This window comes from Amedibacterium intestinale (assembly GCF_010537335.1).
Lineage (GTDB): Bacteria > Bacillota_I > Bacilli_A > Erysipelotrichales > Erysipelotrichaceae > Amedibacterium > Amedibacterium intestinale.
On sequence record NZ_AP019711.1, the window covers coordinates 1,925,074 to 1,944,847 of the forward strand.

A 19,774-nucleotide genomic window follows, 5' to 3' on the forward strand; every position below is an offset into this window, starting at 1 on the left:
AAGAAAAGAGAAAATTAATTTCATAAAGTCAATACTTTTTGATACTATAAAATTAATGAAACAAGCTACTAAAAAAGGAATCACTCTTAAGTATTTTCCTTAAGATGACTCCATTAGATATAGACACAAAACTAATAGCTTACAGATCTTTACAATATTAATCTTCATCAAATAAAGCTTTATGAATACAGGCCTGTGCTTCATTTGCCTTATCTTTTCTTACATAAACCTTATATGCAATCTGAAGTCCCTCATCCTTTGCATATACATCTGCAATCTTTGTGGTTTTTAATATGTAATCAATATTGCAATGTTCTAATGAAAAACATGCTTTTCTCATATTTTCCTCATTATAAGTCATAAAAACTACTGTGCGATTAAAGATAGTCAACATAAAAAGCACCTCCCTTGTATATTTAAACTATATCACAAAAGCATAGAATAATCATAAAAAAGCCATAATTTTCTCACGACTTGTATCCTCACATTGACATATTTTTTAAATATATCAATATTCTATTTACCTTAGCAAAAAAAGAAGCCTCTTCGTATAAAAGCATACAAAGAGGTTTCCTATATGTAATTTTTAATGCAAAAGTATTCCTGTTAGTTCTTCTATTTCTTTCGTCGAATATCCTTTTTCCTGCATTTTCTGTGCTATTTCTATTTTCTCTTTCGCTATGCCTTTTTTTTCGCCTTCACTTTTTAATCTTTTAATAGCCTCTTCAGGAGCAAGATTTTCTTCTCCTTCTTTTCTAACTCCCATCATATTGATGAATCCATCTGTAATTTTTCGTGTCCATCTTTGTTCCCATCTCTTCGTTGCTTCACACATGTTGATTTCCTCCTCATCTTTATGTTCTTTTACATAGTTTAATATTTCTTCATTTTCCGTTATCGTTCCTACCAGTTCTGCTGTATCTCTTCCTACTTTTATATTCGCATAATACCTTTGCAGTTCTTCTACTTTGTCACTGTATAAAAGCTGTATAATCTTTATGAAATTAAAGATATCCTGATTTTGAAATGTATTTCTGCAGGTTCCTATTTCCAGCAGCTTCATAGGATAGTCATTGAATCTTTTTTCCATCCATTTCGGCATATCCACCATCATGTCTTTCAGACTTCTTGCCCCATCCCATGGTGCTTCTCCATAATATATGACTAGTGTAAATACTGGATGAATACGATCATTTTTACGCATTTTAGAAAGATATTCACTGTCTTTCCTGTTTCTTCTCGTATTTACAAACTGTCTGCATTCTGCTTCATAGGTCAAAGTATCATACATCATCACACGCAAAGGCATTGCATAATGGATACTGGATTGATTTTCAACCCCATAAATCACATATTCACAATCTCCTGCAGATTTTCGGATAACATCTCTTACTCTTGCAAGGGGAATCTTCATCCCCTGCGTATGGATATACAGCGATGAATCCGTATCAAGTTCTTCCAAATCATCAGGTTTAACAACCTGTATGCCATTGTATATGCCTGTGTTAATTAAATCCGCAAAGCGATCATTATTTTTGAAATAAGATTTTAGTGCGATATCCTGTTTTCCCATATTCATCAGCTCCTCTTTTGATACTTCTTGATCGGATATAATATTGATGAAGGAAAGATAAGAGATATCCATCTTCATTATAAAATAAGAATATTGTTTGTCTATACCGATATCGTGATATATGGAAAGCATGTTTGGATACACTTTATCCTTTTCACTATACATATACGAAACCAATAGGTAAAAATACAAAAAAGTAATAAAATTTCTTATAATTATTTTTCATGAAATTCATTTTTATTATCTATATATTTCTCAAATAAAAAGGATACACTTTCGTGTATCCGCATAATTTTTATGTTTATTAAATATCCATGTATTTCTGAGCAGCTGTAACGATTGCCATTTTGTAAACTTCTTCTGCATTACATCCACGAGACAAGTCGTTAATTGGTGCATTTAATCCCTGTAGGATTGGTCCAATAGCTTCATATCCACCTAAACGAGCAGCAATTTTATACCCAATATTTCCTGCATCGATATTTGGGAAAATAAAAGTATTGATTTTTCCTGCTACTGTAGAGTTTGGAGCTTTTAAGCTTGCTACTTCAGGAGCTACTGCACAGTCGAACTGAACTTCTCCTTCAACACCGAAATCTAAAGGCATACGTTTTAAACGAGTAGATGCTTCTTTTACTTTCTCTACACTTGTACCTTTTGCAGAACCTAATGTTGAATATGATAATAAACCAATACGTGGTTCAATTCCAAACTGACGTACAGTATGAGCCGTCTGTAGTGTAATTTCTACCAAATCATCTGCACTTGGATCAATGTTGATTGAGCAGTCACCCATAACAAGTGTTTCTTCTCCTTCTTTCATCATAATGAAGCAGCTAGATACAATAGAGTTTCCAGGTCTTGTTTTTACTAACTGAAGTGCTGGACGAACTGTATCTGCTGTAGAATAAGTAGCTCCACCAAGCAATCCATCAGCACATCCTAATTCAACATACATTGTCCCGAAGAAATTTGTTTTTAGACATGCTTCACGTGCTGCAGCTTCATCCATTTTTCCTTTACGTAATTCAACTACGCGTTTTACCATCATATTCATGTTTTTGTATTCAGCTGGATCTAACATTTCAATCCCTTCAATATCAAATCCTTCAGCCTGTGCAGAACCAATAATTTCTGCACGATTTCCCAATAATACTGGTTCTACAACTTTTTCTTTATGTAAACGAACAGCGGCTTCTAAGATACGTGGATCAGAACCTTCTGTAAAAACGATTCTTGTTCCTTTCCCCTTGATTTTTTCTTTAAGTGCGTTAATCATTTATGATTCCTCTCTTTCTTACCAAAGATAATTATACACCCTGTATTTGTATAAAAAAAGCATTTTTACACAAATGAAAATTTTCACAAATTCTATTATTTTGTTTCTATAGAAAATCAGAATTTATATCTCTTCTATGTTATTTTTATACCTTTTAACCAACGAAATGAATACGGATGCATTTTTATGCATCCGCTAATATTATCCTATTTATGCTTCTTCTTTATTCATATATTTTTGTGCAGCTGTAATCATTGCCATCTTATATACCTCTTCTGCATTACAGCCTCTTGATAAGTCATTAATTGGTGCATTTAATCCTTGAAGGATTGGTCCAACTGCTTCATACTCTCCTAAGCGTGCCGCAATCTTATACCCAATATTTCCTGCATCAATATTAGGAAAAATAAACGTGTTAACGTTTCCTGCAATTCTTGATTTTGGTGCCTTCAGTTTTGCGACCTCTGGAACAATTGCACAGTCAAATTGTAGTTCTCCTTCTACTTCAAAGTCCAGGGAAATTCTTTTTAAACGTTTTGATGCTTCCTGCATTTTTTCTACACTTGTACCTTTTGCAGAACCTAAAGTTGAATAGGATAACAGTCCCATACGCGGTTCAATTCCAAACTGACGTGCTGTTTCTGCCGTCTGCAATGCAATTTCTACAACATTATCAATCGTAGGATCAATATTAATTGAACAATCCGCCATGACCAATGGCTCTATTCCTTCTTTCAACATAATGAAACAGCTGGATACAATAGAATTCCCCGCTTTTGTACGTATCAGCTGCAATGCAGGTCGAATCGTATCGGCTGTGGAATAAGTTGCCCCGCCTAATAATCCATCAGCATATCCCATTTCTACATACATCGTTCCAAAAAAATTGGGTTTTAGACATTCTTCGTAAGCCATTTTCTCATCCAATTTTCCTCTTCGAAGTTCAACTACACGCTTTACCATTTTATCTATAGAATGATACTCTTTTGGATCTAGTAGTTCAATTCCTTCTACATCAAATCCTTTCCCCTTTGCGGCATACAAAATTTCTTCACGATTTCCTAGTAGTATCGGCTCAAGAATATTCTCTTTTTTTAAACGAATGGCCGCTTCAATAACACGTTGATCACTTCCTCCTGTAAATACGATTCTTGTTCCTTTTCCTTTAATTTTTTCTTTTAGCGCATGAAACATAAATTCACCTTCTCTCTACTATTATTATACAACTTGTATATATGTAAAAAAGCTTATTTTTACTAATAAAAAAATTCACAATCTTTTCTTTATTTTTATAAATTTATTTATACTTTTAAGTTGTTTTTTTATACAAAAGCGTCTATAATCACAACTGTACGCAGAGTAGAGAAAGAAGCGTTAAGTATCGTCTGAACGGGGAGTTGTCAGACGGGCGAAAAGTGTTTCTTGCGATTTCTTTCTCGCATCCCGCTGTTGCACATAGGAAAAATTAACCTCTTTTTCTATATGCAATATGGAAAAGGAGGTTTTTTATATGCATACAAAACAAAATACTCTTACTTTTATGCAGCGCATAAAAGATTCCGCTTTAGAAATAAAAAGTGTTAAATCTTTATGTGGCTGTGCCATGTTAACGGCTTTACATGTGGTTATTTCTTCTGTCAGGATCGTTATCAGTAATCTATTAGAGATTTCATTTAGTTACTTGGCAGTTGGTGTATGTGCCATGATGTATGGTCCATTACTAACTGGACTGGCTGGTGTTATTGCGGATTTATTAAATTATATTGTAAGACCATCTGGACCTTTTTTCCCTGGATTTACCATTAATGCTTTTGTCAGTGCTTTTATTTACGGATGTTTTCTCTACAAAAAAGAGGTTACACTTCCAAGAACCATTTTATGTCGATTAACTGTAGTTATTGTCATTAATCTTATATTAACACCTATCTGGCTTAATATTTTATATGGCAATGCTTTATTTGCTATGCCACGTATCATAAAAAATATAGTGATGTTTCCAATAGATACTGCATTGCTTTATATTACCTTAAAGACTGCATCTAGAATATCTATTCATAAAAATAAATAGTTTAACTGTAAAAAAGTATCGAAGTTCTAAATTGCCTCGATACTTTTCTTTTTGTATTTTAATGTTTAAAATGTCTTACTCCTGTATATACCATGGCAATACCATGTTCGTTACATACATCGATTGACAACTGATCTTTAATAGAACCACCTGGCTGAATGATAGCAGTAACACCTGCTTTTACTGCTTCTTCTACAGTATCTGGCATTGGGAAGAAAGCATCAGATCCCATAACAGAACTTTTTGCTTTTTCACCAGCCTGTTCGATCGCAATCTTCGCAGAACCTACACGATTCATCTGTCCAGCACCAACACCAATTGTCATATTGTCTTTTACAAGTACGATTGCATTCGACTTCACATGTTTTACAACTTTCCATGCGAATAAAAGCTGTTCGATTTCTTCTTCTGTAGGTTTACGATTCGTTACACAACGCAAATCTTCTTTTGTAATTTGGTGAGTATCCATATCCTGGATTAACATACCATCATTTACATTTGTAAATTTCAATTTGTTGTTTACTTCCAATGTTGTATCCAATTTCATCAAGCGAATATTTTTCTTTTTGGATAAGATTTCAAATGCTTCTGGTTCAAAATCAGGCGCAATAATAATTTCAAGGAAAATCTTTGATAATTTTTCCGCAAGAGGTACACTTACCACATCATTTAACGCAACAATTCCACCAAAAATTGAAACAGGATCTGCTTCATATGCTTTATCCCATGCTTCTTCAATGCTGTTTCCAATTCCAACACCACATGGATTCATATGTTTTACACCAACAGCAGCATACTGTCCTTCAAAATCTTTTAAGATTTCAATCGCAGCATTTCCATCCTGAATATTATTATAAGATAATTCTTTTCCATGTAACTGTGTTGCGTTTGCTAAAGAATATTTTGGATTCATTCCTTTATAGAAAGCAGCACTTTGGTGTGGGTTTTCTCCATAACGAAGATCTTGTACTTTATCGTATGTAATAGTAATAGATTCAGGAAATTTTTCTTCTGTTTTGTTTGTTAGATAATCCGCAATCATCGCATCATAGCGAGCTGTATGACGGAATACTTTTGCGGCAAGATGTTCTCTTGTTGTTAAAGTAGTTTCTCCATTTTCTTTTAATTCTGTAATTACTTTATCATAATCTTTGGGATCACATATAACCGGTATATAACGATAGTTTTTTGATGCACTTCTTAACATGCTTGGACCACCGATATCAATGTTTTCAATGATTTCCTCGTGTGTTACTCCTTCTTTTAACACCGTTTCTTTAAATGGATATAAGTTTACACATACCAAGTCAATATATTCGATTTCATTCTCTTTCAATGCCTGTACATGGGCAGGATTATCACGTACACATAGTAGTGCTCCATGTACTTTTGGATGTAAGGTTTTTACACGTCCATCCATAATTTCTGGAAATCCTGTCACATCAGAAATTCCTATTGTTTGAATTCCTGCATTTTCCAATGCTTTTTTTGTACCTCCTGTGGAGATGATTTCATATCCTAATTCACAAAGCTGTGACACGAATTCTACAAGCCCTGTTTTATCAGATACACTTACCAATGCTCTTTTCATTTTGTATCCTCTCTTTCTATTTGTTCGCAAATGGTTTGAATAACACCAGGAAACATTTGATATTCCAGTGCATGTACATGTTCTTCCAAAGTATCTAAACTCCAGGAAGGATCAATATCAATCTTCTCTTGATGAATGATTTCCCCTGTATCTACTCCTTCATCAACATAATGTACCGTAACACCTGTGAAGCTAACTTTAGCCTCATAGGCATCACGAATTCCATGTGCTCCTGGGAAATTTGGAAGATAGGCTGGATGAATATTGATGATTCTTTTTGGATAGGCTTCTAAAAGCACTTTTCCAATAAAGCGCATATATCCAGCCAATACAATCAACTGTACCCCTTTGTCTTTTAAATGCTTTAAAATTTCCGTTTCATATTCTTCCTTATTTGCATATGCTTTTGGATTTACATATAGATAAGGTATGTTTAATTTTTTTGCTCTCTCTATTGCATAAGCATGTTCTTTATCTACAATTAAGAGTTCACATACTGCATTTTTTAATTTTCCATTTTGTATCGTAGTAATGATATTCTCAAAATTTGTACCACTTCCACTTGCAAAGATTGCTAATTTTACCATGTTAAATCCACACTGCCACTATTTGTTACTTCACCAATGACATAAGATTCTTCATTGATTTCAGCTAGTAAACTCTGCACTTTTTCTACATCTTCTTTATCTACAGCCATAATGAATCCAATACCCATATTGAATACATTGCACATTTCTTTTGTTTCAATATTTCCATATCTTGCAATCATATCAAAGATTGGCTTATGAGGATAAGAGTTTAAATCAATACTTACCCCTTGTCCTTCTTTCAACATTCTTGGTACATTTTCATAGAAACCTCCACCTGTAATGTGGCTCATTCCTTTGATATCTACTTTACCAAGCAAGTGTTTGATTGCTTTTACATAAATTTTTGTTGGTGTTAATAATACATCTCCCAGTTTTTCTCCACCCAATTCTTCGTATTCTTTATGTAAATCTAGTTTTGCATCTTTTAATAATACTTTACGAATTAAGGAGAACCCATTAGAGTGTACCCCTGAACTTGGAAGACCAATCAATACTTGACCAGCTTCAATTTTCTGTCCATCTAAAAGATTGCATTTATCAACAGCACCTACACAGAAACCTGCAATATCATAATGTTTCACATCGTACATATCTGGCATTTCTGCTGTTTCTCCACCAATTAAAGCACACTGCGCCTGTACACATCCATCCGCAACACCTTTTACCAGCTGTTCAATTTTTTTAGGTTCATTTTTCCCGACTGCTAAATAGTCAAGGAAGAAGATTGGTGCAGCACCTTGTACCAATACATCATTTACACACATAGCGACTGCATCAATTCCTACGGTATCATGTTTATCCATTTCAAAGGCAATCATCAGTTTTGTACCTACTCCATCTGTACCAGATACCAATACAGGTTCTTTCATATTCAACATAGACAAGTCAAACATTCCACCAAATGCCCCGATAGAATCGATAGCACCTTTTACCTTTGTTCTTGCCACATGGCTTTTGATTAGTCGAACAGACTCATAACCTGCTTCTAAATCTACACCAGATTCTCTATATTTATCACTCATAATTCTTTTCCCTTTCTTTTACTTTTTAAAGTAATTTACACCATTTTCGAAAATGTTCTGTAATTTATTTCCTTCAATATTTTTAAACAACCCATCTTCATAACGTTCACTATGTCCCATTTTACCAAGGATTCTTCCATCTTTTGATGTAATACCTTCAATTGCATAGCATGAACCATTGATATTATAAACACCATTCATCGTTGGATCTCCATCGAAATCTACATATTGTGTTGCCACCTGTCCATTTTCAAACAGTTCTTTCGCAACTTCTTCACTTACCACAAATTTACCTTCTCCATGTGACATGGCAATACTGTGGCATTCCCCTGGAGTAAAGCTAGATAGCCATGGCGATTTATTAGATGCAATTCTTGTTGTAGCCATATGAGATACGTGACGGTTAATATTGTTTCTAAATAATGTTGGAGAATTTTCATTTAATCCTTCAATGTTTCCATAAGGCAATAGACCACTCTTAATCAAAGCCTGGAATCCATTACAAATACCTAAAATCAATCCATCATTTGAAAGCAATGTCTGCACTGCTTCATTAACCTGTGGATTGCTTAATACATTCGCAATAAACTTACCACTTCCATCTGGTTCATCTCCACTTGAGAATCCACCAACAACCATTAAAATCTGTGCTTCAGCAATTTTCTCACTTAATTCTTTTAAGCTGCGTTCAATACTTTCTACATTTAAGTTATTAAATACATAAACTTCTACTTCAGCACCCGCACGTTCAAACTGCTGTTTTGTATCATATTCACAGTTCTGTCCTGGGAATACTGGAATGATAACTTTTGGTTTTTCATATGTCTTACGTGCTTTCGGTGTTTCTTTTGATGTATATAATGGAGTTTCTATTTTCTTTCCATCTTCATCCGTAGTCATTGGATAGATCTTATGATAACGTTCACACCAAGTAGAAATTGCTTCGTCAATGCTTACTGTTTCCTTATTGATCGCAATCATACCATCACTTGTTGTTTTACCTAACAAGATGAAATTATCTTCTTTGATTTCTACTGCACTTTCTACAAGGATAGAACCAATCGATAAATCAAATACAGGTTCCTTCGTTTCTACGCTTACACCAATTTTATTTCCAAAGCACATTTTACATAAAGCTTCCGCAATACCACCAAATTTCACCGTTGATGCCGCTAAAATATCTTTGTTTAAAATATGTTTACGAACTGATTCAAAGTTATGTTTTAACTGTTCATAATTTGGAACATAGTTTTCTTTTGGTGTATGTTTAATTAAATATACATAACTTCCTTCTTTTTTAAATTCTGAAGAAATAATATTTTCTGTTTTTTCTGTTGTAACCGCAAAAGTAATAAGCGTTGGAGGAACACTAATATCATTGAATGTTCCACTCATAGAGTCCTTACCACCAATCGCTGGTGTTTCAAATGCCATTTCTGCTTCGATTAAACCTAACAATGCCTGCATAGGTTTTCCCCAGCGTTCACTGTCTTTGTTTAATCTTTCAAAATATTCCTGATTTGTTAAACGGCAAGTTGCATAGTTTCCACCTAATGCTGTAACTCTTGCAAGTGCTTCTACAACAGAATAACTTGCACCTAAATATGGAGAATATAAAGAAACTTCCGGGTTATATCCATGTGTCATGATACTTGCTGTATTTGTGAATCCAAAAACAGGCAATTTCTGTACGCTTCCTTCTGTTTCTGTTAACTGATATTTACCTCCAAATGGCATTAATACTGTTGATTTTCCAATAGATGCATCAAACATTTCCGCAAGTCCAATTTGAGATGCAACATTTGGCTGTTTCAAGTTTTCTTTGATAGATGTTATCTTGCTGTGGAATGGATTTGTTGTAGTTAATCCTTCTTTTACAAGTACATCCTGCAATCCTCTTACCCCATTTGTATCAAGGAAAGCACGAGACATATTTACAATTGTATTTCCCTGGAAATGCATAACCAGTCTTGGCTCTTCTGTAACTTTTGCGACAACACTGACATCTAGATTTTCTTCATAAGCATACTGTTTGAAAGCATCAAAATCTTTTTCTTCAATCAAAACAGCCATACGTTCCTGAGATTCACTGATCGCAAGTTCTGTTCCTGATAATCCACTGTATTTTACTGGTACTTTATCCAAATCAATATCTAACCCATCTGCTAATTCCCCAACTGCAACACTGACTCCTCCAGCACCAAAGTCATTTGCCTTTTTAATTAGACGAGTGGCGTTTGGATTACGGAATAAACGCTGCAATTTACGTTCAATTGGTGCATTTCCTTTTTGTACTTCACTAGAACATTTTGTAAGAGAAGTATCATTATGTTCTTTACTAGAACCGGTTGCCCCTCCTACTCCATCTCTACCTGTTGCTCCACCAATCAAAACAACAATATCTCCTGGACATGGTGCTTTACGTACAACATTTGCTTTTGGTGCAGCACCTACAACAGCACCAACTTCCATACGTTTTGCGACATATCCATCATTAAAGATTTCTTTTACATAAGTTGTCGCAAGTCCTATCTGGTTTCCATAAGAAGAATACCCTGCTGCAGCACCTTTGGATATACGAGACTGTGGAAGTTTATTTGGAAGAGCATCTTTAATATCCGCTGTAATATCCCCAGCTCCTGTAATACGCATAGCCTGATATACATAGCTTCTTCCAGATAATGGGTCACGAATTGCTCCACCAATACATGTACTTGCCCCACCAAATGGTTCAATTTCTGTTGGATGATTATGTGTCTCATTTTTAAACATCAATAGCCAAGGTTCTTCTTTTCCATCTACATCTACCTGAATTTCAATTGAACATGCATTGATTTCATCACTGATTTCCATATCATCAAGTTTTCCAGCTTTACGTAAATATTTACCGGCAATCGTAGCCATATCCATCAACGTCATGACTTTTTTTCCATGATGTACTTTTTCTCTTAATTCAAGATACAAATCATACGCTTTTTGAATTTCTTCCTGCAATGCTCCTGCTTCAAATTTAACATTCTGTAAAATTGTTTCAAATGTTGTATGACGACAATGATCAGACCAATACGTATCTAATACTTTTAATTCTGTTAAAGTTAAATCACGGTGTTCTTCATTCTTGAAATACTTTTGAATATGCTTTACATCTTCCAATGTCATCGCAAGACCCTGTGTATTACGAAGTTCTTCTAACCCAGCTTCATCCAATTCACAGAATCCGCTAAGCACAGGTACTGGTTCGATTTCTACATCTTCATCATATTTCAATACAGAAAGATCTTTTTCTCTCATTTCTACAGGATTGATCAAGTATTTACGTACTGCATTCAGTTCTTCTTCACAAAGACTTCCTTCTAAAACTACGATTTTACCACTTTTGATTACTACATCCTGTTTATTATTTAACAACATTAAACATTGCTGTGCACTATCAGCTCGCTGATCATACTGCCCTGGTAAACACTCATACGCAATATATGTTTTTCCATTTAAGTCTACAGAATCAAACACTTCATCTGTAACTTTCTCGGATAATACTTTTTCTTTTAATAAAGCAATATCATGTTCATCCCCATGAAAGATATCATATACATTATATAGCTCTAGTCCTGTTAAACTACTTAGATTTAAATTTTGTTTTAACTCATGATGCAAAGATTGTGCTTCTACCTGAAACATTTCTTTTTTCTTTACAAATACACGATAATTCATATGTTTATACCCTTTCTTATTCCACTTCAATAACAGAATCTTTTATTACTTTTTCTGCCATTGCTTTCTTAAACTCTACTAATTTTTCAGCTAATTTTTCATCCTGTAAAGCAATCATCTGTGCTGCCAGAATCGCTGCATTTTTCGCACCTGCTTTTCCAATCGCAACTGTTGCCACTGGAATTCCTCCTGGCATTTGTACTGTTGATAATAAAGAATCCATTCCCCCTAAAGCACTTGTCTGAATGGGAACACCAATCACTGGAAGTGTTGTAGAAGAAGCAATGACACCTCCCAAATGAGCTGCTCCTCCAGCTGCCGCAATAATTACTTTTATTCCTCTATCTTTTGCACTTTCTGCCAAAGAAATAACTTCATTTGGTGTACGGTGTGCAGATAAAGCATGCGCTTCAAATGGAATATCAAATTCCTTTAACTGTGCAAAGCATGCCTCCATTGTAGGTAAATCAGATCTACTTCCCATTAAAATACTTACAACAGGTTTCTTTTCAGACATAAAATTTCCTCCTTCATACAAAAAAAGTACATACTGCTGCTCTACAATATGTACATGCTGAAAATATTTGTTTTTAAAATTATAGCACATCTTGTTAAGACCATAACTAAGACCTCCTATAAAATATAAAGACGCACCTGCTAAAGCAAACAAGTACGTCCCAGAACAAAAAGAAAGAGTAATTGTTTACTTGTAGCCCGTTCGTTTACGGAGAACGGCTAGAAACTCTTCGACCATATTACGAAGTATATACAAGGTAAGTCAATACATGGATATTATACATGACCTCTTCTTTTATTACAATAAAAATCTATTATTTTTTCTTTATTTTTTACCTTATCTCTTAAAATATAACATTCTTTTTATATATAACTTAATGATATATAAGAACATATAGCCATCCCAAAGCAATAATGCCTACACTCCACCATCTTAAAATTACTTTTTGAATAAACCTTTTCATATGATTATGTTTAAACAATGTACAAAAATCTAACATACAGATCAAATTTATGATAATACCTAGAGGAAGCAAAACAACTATCAAAGGGTTTGTAAGCACTGCTTTTTCTATATTTCCAGCAAGCAGATAATCCATAGCCTGTGTCATATAACATAAGGGACAAGGAATCTTATATATTGTTTCAAAATAACAGGGAATATCTATACGCCATATATAAATAGAAGCAAATAGAATTCCCTCTAGAATTACAATCCAAAAACTATACCAAGTCGTTACCCTGCGCATCTTTTAAAGAACCTGTCGCAATCATAATAACTTCAACGATTACCCATACCCAGGTAATAATAGGACCAATGATAATGCATGCACCTATCGTGCTCAACAAAAGCTGTGCGATTCCTTTTGAAATATATCCTAAATAAAAATTGTGTACACCAAAAGTTCCTAAAAATACAGCTAATATAATCGCAATAATTTTATTTTTCGCATTTGCATCATATCCTCCACCTGTTTTTACACCACAGTTAGGACAAATGTATGCCTTGTCATCGATTTGTGCTCCACAGTTTTTACAATACATAAAATTTCCTCCTCTACCTTCTCTATGTAAATTCTATAATGATTCCTGCCCATAGTCAATAAATGTAATCTATACAAAAACAGATTATGCACATTTTAGTTTTTACTTTTATTAACTTATGATAAAATAACTTTGATTTTAAAAGTTTAGAAAGACTGAGGACGTATATGAAACACGTATTTATTATAAATTCCCAAATAAAAAAACGAAAACGTATGAAGTTTTATAACAGCATACGTTCTATATATAAAGAAGAAGATATACTAATCAAAGAAACTTCTTACTCTGGACATGCGAAAGAAATTGCGAAAGAAATATCATCTACAGACGAAAATATTCGTATTTATGCATGTGGAGGAGATGGAACTATTCATCAAATTGTAAATGGAATTAAAGATTTTTCAAAAGTTGAATTAGCAATCATTCCTCTAGGTACAGGAAATGATTTTATTAAATCTTTTAAATCTCTCACAAAAAAAGATTTTATTAATTTAAATAATTATCAGCATCCACATACAATTACCTGCAATCTTTTAGAAGCAAATGAATATTATGCCATCAATACTGCCTCTATTGGCTTAGATGTTAAAATTGCACAAAATGTTGATAAGTTTAAATTCTTTTCTTTTTTAGGCAGTGCAATTCCTTATTATTTAGGACTTTTATATAGTATGATGCACTCCTTAACATCTGTTTATAAAATTAGAGTTGGAGAACATATATTAGAAGATGAATTTACCTTCCTTGTTTGTGGCAATGGAAAATATTATGGCGGTGGATACTGTCCTGTTCCAAAAGCTGAAGTCAATGATGATAAAATGGATATTTGTCTAATTAAAAAAGTTACAAGAAGAAAGATTTTATCTTTGTCTCATAAATATAAACTAGGAACACATACAGCTTATACAAGCCTTGTTTCTACATACCAAGAAAATGAATTTGAAGTCTTATCTCCTGAAAAAGAAATTGTAGTAAATCTAGATGGAGAAACACAAGTATGTGATTCTTTAAAAATTAAATTATCTGATAAAAAAGTCAAACTTATACTTCCTAATCCTTAACGAAAATTATAATCTTTGCATAAAAAATTTGACATTCAAAGTATAATTGTGTATAGTTTTATCACAACTACTTTGAAGTTAAAAGTATATAAAGGAGAATTCAGATGATTAGAATTATTACTGACTCTACTTCCGATATAGGATTAGATTATGCAAAAGAATTAAATATTGAGATTGTACCGTTAAAGGTTATTTTTAATACTGCAGAATATAAAGATAGAATTGATCTGCAGCCTGAAAAGTTTTATGAATTATTGGAAAACTGTGATGCATTACCAACAACATCTCAACCTGCTCCACAAGATTTCATGGATTTTTTTGAAGATGCAAAACAAAAGAAAGACAGCGTTATTTTAATTACATTATCCAGTGGATTAAGTGGTACGTATCAAAATGCCTGTATGGCTAAAGACTTAGTAGAATATGAAGATATTCATATCATTGATAGCTTAAGTGCTACACAGGCTTTACGGTTAATTGTAGAAAAAGCAGTATCTCTTAGAGATAAAGGTTTTTCTGCAGAAGAAATAGTAAAAGAGATTGAAAATTATAAAACAAGGGTAAAGATTTATGGCATTGTGGATACTTTGGAGTTTTTATTCAAAGGTGGCAGATTGTCCAGAACAAGTGCTACAGTTGGTTCTGTATTAAAATTAAAACCAATTATTGGTTTTAAAGAAAAAGGTAAACTAGATGTCTTTGGAAAAGCGAGAGGAACGCAAAAAGCAACAGATAAACTCATTGACCTTATAAAACAAGGAAACGAAATTGATTTAGATGAGCCTGTATGTATTGCATATACAGGAAACAATACTTCAATCGAAAAATTTGAAAATAAATTAAAAGATGAGCTGGGAATTAAAAATGTAAAACATGGAGTAGTTGGTCCAGTAATTGGTACACATGCAGGACCTGGGGCTTGTTTGATTACTTATGTTACTAAGAAGTAAAATCCTTATTTAAACATATCTAAAAAAATACCATGCATTCTTGTATTTTGACATACAGCTGCGTGGTATTTTTATTGTTGTTATTTTATATCTCTACATCAAATTCATCCATGCATATAACAACATCTACATTATTATGTAACCATAAGAAAGAAGCAGGAAGTTGTGTTGAAATCTTCTGTTTTAAGAATTCTTTAAATAATTCCAGTTTCTCTTTTCCATGCATTAACAGGATAATATGTTTAGAATCCAAAATATTTTTCATACCAATCGTAACACCTTGTGTAACTCCTTTATCTTCCTCTTCCAGCATAGAATGCGTTTTAGATAATGCAGTTAGTTCACTTACAAAAGAAATTGGATGCAAAGCATCATCTGGTTCATTTAATCCTAAGTGCCCATTTTTTCCAAATCCTAGAATACATAAATCAATAGGATTTTCATCCAAATAAGCATTAATTCTTTCTGTTTCTTGCTTGGCATCCTTATTTAATGCGAAAGATACCATTTGTTTTTCCAAGTCCAAAGGACCAACGAAGTGTTTTTGTAAAAAGTATTCGCAAGTAGCAGTAGACGTTTCATCTAATCCTACCCATTCATCTAGCTTTACAAGTTTCCATTTAGACATATCTACTTTATCATTTTTTACTTGTTCTACAAAATACTTATAAGCCAATGCAGGGCTGGAACCAGTCGCAAGACAAATTTCTATATCTTCTTTCTCATCTACATCTTTACGCATCAATTCTGCACAGATGTTACTCATTTCATCATAATCTTTTGCCTGAATAAAATTCATTATTATTTCCTCTCTTTCCATTGACTACATAAGTTTTCATATAATTTCGCATTTTTCATATCATGACAATTCTCATATTGTTTTTGTATCAGATAATAATAAACAGGTTTTTGATTTTCACTTACACTATTCAGTTTTTCTTTCATTTCCTCAATAAAACAAGATTTTCCATCAACTAAAATATCTACCATGTAAGTCGCTTCTTTCATAACCTGTGTACCCATAACATTCTTCATTTCATCTAAAAATAAATGACATTTTCTGCTATCTTTTCTATCTATATAATACTGTAATCCTCGCTGTAAAAGATCTTGTGTCTGCTGCTTGTTTTTCTTTGCTCTTAGTAAGAGTGTAAATTGATGATCGATTTCTTTTTTACGATTCTGCATCATATATCCATTTAACTTCATATATTCAATATTATATGGCGGAAGTACAACCTGTGCTTTTGTAGTACTTAATAAATTATAAAAAGAATCAAAGTCCTTATTTTCTAGAAATGCAATCAGTTTATTTTTTATATACATTTGTAATCCCATATAAACAATGAAAAAAAGGAAAACAACTGCCAAACAAAATATCAACATACTTCTATATCCTCTCTAAATTAAACCAAAGTGCTTTAACGCTAATTCAACACCATTGTTATCTATATCTTCTGTAATATAGTTTGCTACTTTTTTCAAGCCTTCATGCGCATTCCCCATGGCAATACCAATCTGACAATACTCCAGCATATCTATATCATTCTCCCCATCACCAAAGGCCATGGTTTCTTCTTTTTTTATTCCATAGTGCTGCAGCATGTGCTCAATTCCTTTTGCTTTTCCACCACTACTGGAAATCACATCAGAGCCAAAAGCGTTCCATCCTGTACACTTGCTGTATATAAGATTAGATACAATTTTGTTTACTTCTTCTCTGCTTGTAAATAAAGTTACCTGATATACTTTATTATCGGATAGTTCTCTAATAGGAGGCATTTCAGAAGAAACACTGGCTTGTACTTTCTCCAGCTCTTTGGTGTGTTTATTGGTGTAAAGTGCATTTTCTTCTATAAAAAATACAGGAATTTCTTTTTTCTCAAATTCATTTCTTAGGATTTCTATATCATGTGGATGAATGCTATTTTCATAAAGGATACGATAGTTTTTATCCAGACAAAGTTGTCCACTTAACGTAATATATCCATCAAATGTAATTTCTTCCATAGGAAGCTGTTCTATCTCAATTCGATGTCTGCCGGTTGCTAAAAAGACATATATGCCTTTTTTCTGCAATATTTGAATGGCCTTTTTTGCACTTTCCGGTATCGCATTTAATCGATGCGAAAATAGTGTATGATCTACATCAAAAAAAACTGCTTTTATCATATTCATCCTCCATATTGATAAAAACGGATTGAAAATATCCAATCCGTTTTCTTCATTTTACATTAATCCAACCCAAGCACAAAGAATAGAGATAACGATAATACCTAAAATCAGAAGGATTGGAGATACCTGTTTTTTCTTCAACAGGAAGAAGCACAGCAATGTGATTCCCATTGGTAACAAGTTAGGGAAGATACGGTCAAAGAATTCTGTTTGAACAGCAACTTCAATTCCACCATCTACTTTAATGACAGGTAATAGATTTACAGATACATAAGAAGCAATCAAAGCTCCGATAACGGTAATACCTAAGATGGTAGCAGCATTTGCCAATACATCTGAGTTTTCTGTAATAATATCAATAGATTTTGTACCTAAACGATATCCAAGATGTGTCCATACGATACGTAGAATCCAAATTGTTAAATATGTTAGGAAGAAGATAATTGGACCGATGATAGAACCCTGACTTGCGAAAGAACATGAAATACCAGCTACGATTGGTAAAATTGTAAACCAGAAAATAGCATCTCCAATACCAGCGATTGGACCAAATAACGCAAGTTTCAACCCTTTGATCATATCACGGGAAGCCCCACCTTCTTCTAAAGAGATCATTAATCCCATCAAGAAACCAACTAGGTTAGGGTGTGTATTGATGAATTCCAGGTTATCTGTCATTGCACCAGAAATTGCTTCTTTGTCATCCCCGTAGATTTTTTTCAGTACGGGAAGCATTGCCCATGTAAAACCACAAGCCTGCATACGTTCATAGTTAAATGATGCCTGTAAGAAAGAAGAACGAATCCCTAGCATCGTTATATCTTTTTTAGTTAATTTAGATTCCGACATTTGAATCGCCTCCCATTCCACTTAAATCTGCATTTTGAATAGCTTCTTCAATATCTGCTTTTCTCTGTTTTGCGTTAAAGAAATCAATTAAAGCAAATACAGTTCCTAATAAAGCAACTGGAAGAAGGTTTGGCATATCGCAGAAACTTGCCATTAAGAAACCAGCGATGAAATATGGAACATATTTTGTTTTCATCATAACTCTTAACAACATACCAAATCCAACTGCTGGAAGAATACCACCAGCGACTTCTAAACCATGTGTAATAACTTCTGGCAACCAGTTAACAAATGCAATCATTGGCTGTTGTGCAACATATGTACACAAGAATGCCAATACTCCATAAGATAACGAAATAATTGCCATTGTCGTAAAGTTAATTCTTCTAATTCCCTTCATGTCTGCATTTTCAGCACATTTGTCTGCTTTTCCCATGAAGAAAGAAAATGCTGAATAATAGAACAAAATTACATATTGTCCTAAGAATGAGAATGGTAAACATAGTCCTAATGCAGCTTCTGGCTGACATCCTGTAGTATAAGCTAATACAGTTCCCATCAAACCTGCAAAAACTGGGTTAGGTGGCTGTGTTCCCCCAGCTGGTGTCAACCCTGCAAATGCAAGTTCAACCAACGCCCCAACTTTTAAACCTAATGTAACATCGCCCAAAATAAGTCCTGTGAATGTAGAAACCATTAATGGACGGAAAATAAAGAATGCTTCAAGGAAGAAGTCAAGCCCAACGATAATTGTCATTATGGCTAACATAATTCCTTGCACTAATGTTATTTCCATAAACTTTCTCCTCTTTTGTTTTTATTATTTTATACTATCCTTCAATTTGTGTTTTAGGATCTCCAGGTACATCCTGAATATATACATTGATTCCTTTTGATGCTAAGAATTTCAAATCTTCCATATCTTTGTCATCAACGTAAACTTTTTTGGATAATGCACGTTTCCCTTCTGAGAAATGCATATTTCCAACGTTGACATCTTTCAATTCTACACCTGCTTCTACTAGTCTTCTGACATCTGCAGGAGTTTTACAAATAATAAAGATTTTCTGATTCGGTGCGGCATTTCCAATGATTGCTGCTGTTTTTGCAATGTCAAAGAAACGAATTCCTGCTCCAGAAGATTTTGCAGTAACACTCATTAACTGTTGCTGCAATTTATCCTGACTTGCTTCATCATTCGCAACAAGCAATAGGTTTGCACCAATTGTTTTTGTCCATGTTACACCCACTTGTCCATGTACTAAACGATTATCAATTCTTGTTAATATGATATTTGGCATATCAATCTCTCCTTTCCTCTTCACTCATTGTTATAGCAAAATTC

The 19,774-nt window shown here is 33.6% G+C and carries 20 protein-coding genes and 2 riboswitches; of the genes, 3 read left to right on the forward strand and 17 right to left on the reverse strand.

Annotation, left to right across the window (positions count from 1 at the left end; all coding sequences use genetic code 11):
- Positions 1–157: 157 nt before the first annotated feature.
- From A9CBEGH2_RS09625 to pta (A9CBEGH2_RS09640), 4 genes are all read right to left on the reverse strand, one after another.
- Positions 158–394 carry a hypothetical protein gene (locus tag A9CBEGH2_RS09625; protein ID WP_115716296.1) on the reverse strand — a complete coding sequence of 79 codons (237 nt, stop codon included), beginning with the start codon at positions 392–394 and terminating at the stop codon, positions 158–160.
- A 192-nt stretch (positions 395–586) separates the two neighbouring features.
- The gene (locus A9CBEGH2_RS09630; RefSeq protein WP_163104668.1) at positions 587–1,738 is read right to left on the reverse strand and encodes an RpnC/YadD family protein; all 1,152 of its coding nucleotides are present in this window, start codon (positions 1,736–1,738) and stop codon (positions 587–589) included.
- Positions 1,739–1,877: 139 nt separating this feature from the next.
- Complete coding sequence (gene pta / locus A9CBEGH2_RS09635) at positions 1,878–2,852, reverse strand: phosphate acetyltransferase (RefSeq protein WP_118277947.1); 975 nt, start codon at positions 2,850–2,852, stop codon at positions 1,878–1,880.
- Between the two features lie 210 nt (positions 2,853–3,062).
- Positions 3,063–4,046, reverse strand: a complete 984-nt coding sequence (gene pta, locus A9CBEGH2_RS09640) for a phosphate acetyltransferase (protein ID WP_163104670.1) — start codon at positions 4,044–4,046, stop codon at positions 3,063–3,065.
- A 159-nt stretch (positions 4,047–4,205) separates the two neighbouring features.
- Positions 4,206–4,303, forward strand: a riboswitch (THF riboswitch).
- Positions 4,304–4,362: 59 nt separating this feature from the next.
- Between pta (A9CBEGH2_RS09640) and A9CBEGH2_RS09645 the strand changes: the two genes are divergently transcribed.
- Positions 4,363–4,920 (forward strand): folate family ECF transporter S component, encoded by a 558-nt coding sequence (locus A9CBEGH2_RS09645; RefSeq protein ID WP_115716292.1) that lies wholly within the window; start codon positions 4,363–4,365, stop codon positions 4,918–4,920.
- Between the two features lie 58 nt (positions 4,921–4,978).
- Here A9CBEGH2_RS09645 and purH read toward each other — a convergent pair whose 3' ends face one another.
- From purH to A9CBEGH2_RS09680, 7 genes are all read right to left on the reverse strand, one after another.
- Positions 4,979–6,511, reverse strand: coding sequence for a bifunctional phosphoribosylaminoimidazolecarboxamide formyltransferase/IMP cyclohydrolase (gene purH / locus A9CBEGH2_RS09650; protein WP_115716291.1), 1,533 nt, complete (start codon positions 6,509–6,511; stop codon positions 4,979–4,981).
- Positions 6,508–7,098 carry a phosphoribosylglycinamide formyltransferase gene (purN, locus tag A9CBEGH2_RS09655; protein ID WP_115716290.1) on the reverse strand — a complete coding sequence of 197 codons (591 nt, stop codon included), beginning with the start codon at positions 7,096–7,098 and terminating at the stop codon, positions 6,508–6,510. Before purN ends, purH begins: the two co-directional genes overlap by 4 nt.
- Complete coding sequence (gene purM, locus A9CBEGH2_RS09660) at positions 7,092–8,123, reverse strand: phosphoribosylformylglycinamidine cyclo-ligase (RefSeq protein WP_115716289.1); 1,032 nt, start codon at positions 8,121–8,123, stop codon at positions 7,092–7,094. The genes purN and purM overlap by 7 nt, the downstream gene beginning before the upstream one ends.
- 18 nt (positions 8,124–8,141) lie before the next feature.
- The gene (locus A9CBEGH2_RS09665; RefSeq protein ID WP_118362096.1) at positions 8,142–11,834 is read right to left on the reverse strand and encodes a phosphoribosylformylglycinamidine synthase; all 3,693 of its coding nucleotides are present in this window, start codon (positions 11,832–11,834) and stop codon (positions 8,142–8,144) included.
- A gap of 16 nt (positions 11,835–11,850) precedes the next feature.
- Entirely contained in the window at positions 11,851–12,351 is a 501-nt protein-coding gene (gene purE / locus A9CBEGH2_RS09670; protein ID WP_115716844.1) for a 5-(carboxyamino)imidazole ribonucleotide mutase, read from the reverse strand.
- 173 nt (positions 12,352–12,524) lie between these two features.
- A riboswitch (purine riboswitch) is annotated at positions 12,525–12,626 on the reverse strand.
- A 98-nt stretch (positions 12,627–12,724) separates the two neighbouring features.
- Entirely contained in the window at positions 12,725–13,099 is a 375-nt protein-coding gene (locus A9CBEGH2_RS12730) for a DUF2752 domain-containing protein (RefSeq protein WP_118362097.1), read from the reverse strand.
- Entirely contained in the window at positions 13,074–13,394 is a 321-nt protein-coding gene (locus A9CBEGH2_RS09680) for a zinc-ribbon domain and TM2 domain-containing protein (RefSeq protein WP_115716287.1), read from the reverse strand. Before A9CBEGH2_RS09680 ends, A9CBEGH2_RS12730 begins: the two co-directional genes overlap by 26 nt.
- Before the next feature lie 167 nt (positions 13,395–13,561).
- On the opposite strand from A9CBEGH2_RS09680, the gene A9CBEGH2_RS09685 reads away from it, so the two are divergent.
- Together A9CBEGH2_RS09685 and A9CBEGH2_RS09690 are read left to right on the forward strand one after the other, a co-directional pair.
- Positions 13,562–14,455, forward strand: coding sequence for a diacylglycerol/lipid kinase family protein (locus tag A9CBEGH2_RS09685; RefSeq protein WP_115716286.1), 894 nt, complete (start codon positions 13,562–13,564; stop codon positions 14,453–14,455).
- A gap of 104 nt (positions 14,456–14,559) precedes the next feature.
- Positions 14,560–15,405, forward strand: coding sequence for a fatty acid kinase binding subunit FakB (locus tag A9CBEGH2_RS09690; RefSeq protein WP_115716285.1), 846 nt, complete (start codon positions 14,560–14,562; stop codon positions 15,403–15,405).
- Between the two features lie 85 nt (positions 15,406–15,490).
- On the opposite strand, the gene A9CBEGH2_RS09695 is transcribed toward A9CBEGH2_RS09690, so the two are convergent.
- The 6 genes from A9CBEGH2_RS09695 to agaB are packed head-to-tail and all read right to left on the reverse strand — an operon-like array spanning position 15,491 to position 19,730.
- A complete protein-coding gene (locus A9CBEGH2_RS09695) occupies positions 15,491–16,204 on the reverse strand; it encodes a 6-phosphogluconolactonase (protein ID WP_157964980.1) in 714 nt (237 codons plus the stop codon).
- A gap of 2 nt (positions 16,205–16,206) precedes the next feature.
- Positions 16,207–16,791, reverse strand: a complete 585-nt coding sequence (locus A9CBEGH2_RS09700; RefSeq protein WP_115716282.1) for a hypothetical protein — start codon at positions 16,789–16,791, stop codon at positions 16,207–16,209.
- Positions 16,792–16,806: 15 nt separating this feature from the next.
- Complete coding sequence (locus tag A9CBEGH2_RS09705) at positions 16,807–17,577, reverse strand: Cof-type HAD-IIB family hydrolase (protein ID WP_157964979.1); 771 nt, start codon at positions 17,575–17,577, stop codon at positions 16,807–16,809.
- A 57-nt stretch (positions 17,578–17,634) separates the two neighbouring features.
- Positions 17,635–18,429, reverse strand: a complete 795-nt coding sequence (gene agaD, locus A9CBEGH2_RS09710) for a PTS galactosamine transporter subunit IID (protein WP_115716280.1) — start codon at positions 18,427–18,429, stop codon at positions 17,635–17,637.
- Positions 18,416–19,225 carry a PTS galactosamine transporter subunit IIC gene (gene agaC, locus A9CBEGH2_RS09715; protein WP_115716279.1) on the reverse strand — a complete coding sequence of 270 codons (810 nt, stop codon included), beginning with the start codon at positions 19,223–19,225 and terminating at the stop codon, positions 18,416–18,418. Before agaC ends, agaD begins: the two co-directional genes overlap by 14 nt.
- A 34-nt stretch (positions 19,226–19,259) precedes the next feature.
- Positions 19,260–19,730 (reverse strand): PTS galactosamine transporter subunit IIB, encoded by a 471-nt coding sequence (agaB, locus tag A9CBEGH2_RS09720; protein WP_115716278.1) that lies wholly within the window; start codon positions 19,728–19,730, stop codon positions 19,260–19,262.
- Positions 19,731–19,774: the final 44 nt, after the last annotated feature.

Bases quoted from the DNA above. Each gene is read 5' to 3' on its own strand.
- A9CBEGH2_RS09625 (WP_115716296.1), bottom strand. From the start codon at position 394: ATGTTGACTATCTTTAATCGCACAGTAGTTTTTATGACTTATAATGAG.
- A9CBEGH2_RS09630 (WP_163104668.1), bottom strand. From the start codon at position 1,738: ATGTATAGTGAAAAGGATAAAGTGTATCCAAACATGCTTTCCATATAT.
- pta (WP_118277947.1), bottom strand. From the start codon at position 2,852: ATGATTAACGCACTTAAAGAAAAAATCAAGGGGAAAGGAACAAGAATC.
- pta (WP_163104670.1), bottom strand. From the start codon at position 4,046: ATGTTTCATGCGCTAAAAGAAAAAATTAAAGGAAAAGGAACAAGAATC.
- A9CBEGH2_RS09645 (WP_115716292.1), top strand. From the start codon at position 4,363: ATGCATACAAAACAAAATACTCTTACTTTTATGCAGCGCATAAAAGAT.
- purH (WP_115716291.1), bottom strand. From the start codon at position 6,511: ATGAAAAGAGCATTGGTAAGTGTATCTGATAAAACAGGGCTTGTAGAA.
- purN (WP_115716290.1), bottom strand. From the start codon at position 7,098: ATGGTAAAATTAGCAATCTTTGCAAGTGGAAGTGGTACAAATTTTGAG.
- purM (WP_115716289.1), bottom strand. From the start codon at position 8,123: ATGAGTGATAAATATAGAGAATCTGGTGTAGATTTAGAAGCAGGTTAT.
- A9CBEGH2_RS09665 (WP_118362096.1), bottom strand. From the start codon at position 11,834: ATGAATTATCGTGTATTTGTAAAGAAAAAAGAAATGTTTCAGGTAGAA.
- purE (WP_115716844.1), bottom strand. From the start codon at position 12,351: ATGTCTGAAAAGAAACCTGTTGTAAGTATTTTAATGGGAAGTAGATCT.
- A9CBEGH2_RS12730 (WP_118362097.1), bottom strand. From the start codon at position 13,099: ATGCGCAGGGTAACGACTTGGTATAGTTTTTGGATTGTAATTCTAGAG.
- A9CBEGH2_RS09680 (WP_115716287.1), bottom strand. From the start codon at position 13,394: ATGTATTGTAAAAACTGTGGAGCACAAATCGATGACAAGGCATACATT.
- A9CBEGH2_RS09685 (WP_115716286.1), top strand. From the start codon at position 13,562: ATGAAACACGTATTTATTATAAATTCCCAAATAAAAAAACGAAAACGT.
- A9CBEGH2_RS09690 (WP_115716285.1), top strand. From the start codon at position 14,560: ATGATTAGAATTATTACTGACTCTACTTCCGATATAGGATTAGATTAT.
- A9CBEGH2_RS09695 (WP_157964980.1), bottom strand. From the start codon at position 16,204: ATGAATTTTATTCAGGCAAAAGATTATGATGAAATGAGTAACATCTGT.
- A9CBEGH2_RS09700 (WP_115716282.1), bottom strand. From the start codon at position 16,791: ATGTTGATATTTTGTTTGGCAGTTGTTTTCCTTTTTTTCATTGTTTAT.
- A9CBEGH2_RS09705 (WP_157964979.1), bottom strand. From the start codon at position 17,577: ATGATAAAAGCAGTTTTTTTTGATGTAGATCATACACTATTTTCGCAT.
- agaD (WP_115716280.1), bottom strand. From the start codon at position 18,429: ATGTCGGAATCTAAATTAACTAAAAAAGATATAACGATGCTAGGGATT.
- agaC (WP_115716279.1), bottom strand. From the start codon at position 19,225: ATGGAAATAACATTAGTGCAAGGAATTATGTTAGCCATAATGACAATT.
- agaB (WP_115716278.1), bottom strand. From the start codon at position 19,730: ATGCCAAATATCATATTAACAAGAATTGATAATCGTTTAGTACATGGA.